Here is a 1,338-nt window from a genome sequence, read left to right as displayed (position 1 = left end):
GGTCTCGGTCCCGCGCTCGTCGAAAAGACACAGGGTCACCGCCTCGGCATGGGCCGAGAACACCGCGAAGTTGACGCCATCGCCGTCGAAGGTCGCCCCCAGCGGGGACGGCCGTCCGGCAAGCATTTCGGGGCCGCTCATGCGGTCTTGACCATCTCGGAGTAGAGCGCAGCGTAGGTCGCGGCGGAATGTTCCCAGCTTACCGGGGAGGCCATGGCGTTCTTCATCATGCGGGTCCAGGTTGGGCGGTCATCGTAGAGTTTGACCAGCTTCATCAGGGCCTGTGCAAGGGCTTGCGCGGTCACCGGGTGGAACTGCACCCCGGTTGCGGCACCCGCTGCCAATCCGGCGGGCGATGCGAGGATGGCGTCGCCGCCCGCCACCAGCCGCCGCGCCAGCGCCTCGTCGTAGCCGATGCGGGTGGCGACGCCTGGATGGGCGCCCGCATAGCCGAGGAACGCCTCCTCGAGGTCGCGGTCCCCGGCTCCCAGCAGCGCCAGCTGACCGCCACGGTCGAGCAGCGCGGGCAGGGCCTGCAGCAGGATGTCGAGGCCCTTCTGCTCGGTCAGGCGCGAGATCAGCACGCAGAGCGGGCCTGGCCAGTCGGGCAGGCCCATCTCCTCGCGCAGGGCGGCGCGGTACTTGGCCTTGCCGTCGGGCGACTTGTAGGGCGGGGTCCAGATGCCTTCGTCGATGCCGTTCAGCACGCCGACAAGATCCGCCTGCCGCTCGCGCAGCACACCGTCGAGGCCCATGCCGAAGGACTCGGTCATCAGCTCGGACGCGTAGGTGGGCGACACCGTCGACAGCTTGTCGGCGTAGACCAGCCCCGCCTTCAGCGCGCTGATGTTGTTCCAGTACTCGTAGCCCCTCTCGTTGAAGCCCGAGCGCGGCAGGCCCAGCGTCGAGATCATCGAGGCCCGGGCGATGCCCTGGAAGGCGATGTTGTGGAGGGTAATCAGGCTCGCCACCCGGTCCGAGGCACCGAGTTCGCGCAGGTAGAGCGGCGCGAAGCCCGCCTGCCAGTCGTGGCAGTGCATGACCTGCGGCATCCAGCCTTCGATGCCGTCGGCGGCGATCATCGCCGCGGCGCTCGACAGCGCGGCGAAGCGCTCGGCGTTGTCCGGCCAGTCGCGGCCGTGCGCGTCGGAATAGGGCCGGCCGTCGCGGTCGTAGAGATGCGGCGCGTCCAGCACGTAGAGAACGTTGTCGCCCAGCTTGCCGCGGTAGACCCGGGCGAAGCCGCCGAAGAGGTCGTCCCACTCGGCGACCTTGGTGTCGCGGCCGACCTCCTGCATGACGGAGCGGTAGCCCGGAATCAGCGTGCGCATCTCGACC

General features: G+C 69.3%; 2 protein-coding genes. Both read right to left on the bottom strand.

What is annotated here, in order from left to right; translation table 11 throughout:
* Positions 1 to 141 (bottom strand): hypothetical protein (locus tag HC022_RS26665; protein WP_167454391.1); only part of this gene is annotated, 141 nt, incomplete at its 3' end.
* Positions 138 to 1,338, bottom strand: a 1,201-nt coding sequence (locus HC022_RS26660) for a glycogen synthase (RefSeq protein WP_167454390.1), incomplete at its 5' end; no start/stop codon positions are given. The genes HC022_RS26665 and HC022_RS26660, both read right to left, overlap by 4 nt.

Origin of the sequence: Salipiger sp. HF18, from assembly GCF_011806505.1 — a bacterium.
In the GTDB taxonomy this organism is placed as follows: Bacteria; Pseudomonadota; Alphaproteobacteria; order Rhodobacterales; family Rhodobacteraceae; genus Salipiger; species Salipiger thiooxidans.
This window is presented reverse-complemented; position numbering and strand designations above follow the sequence as displayed.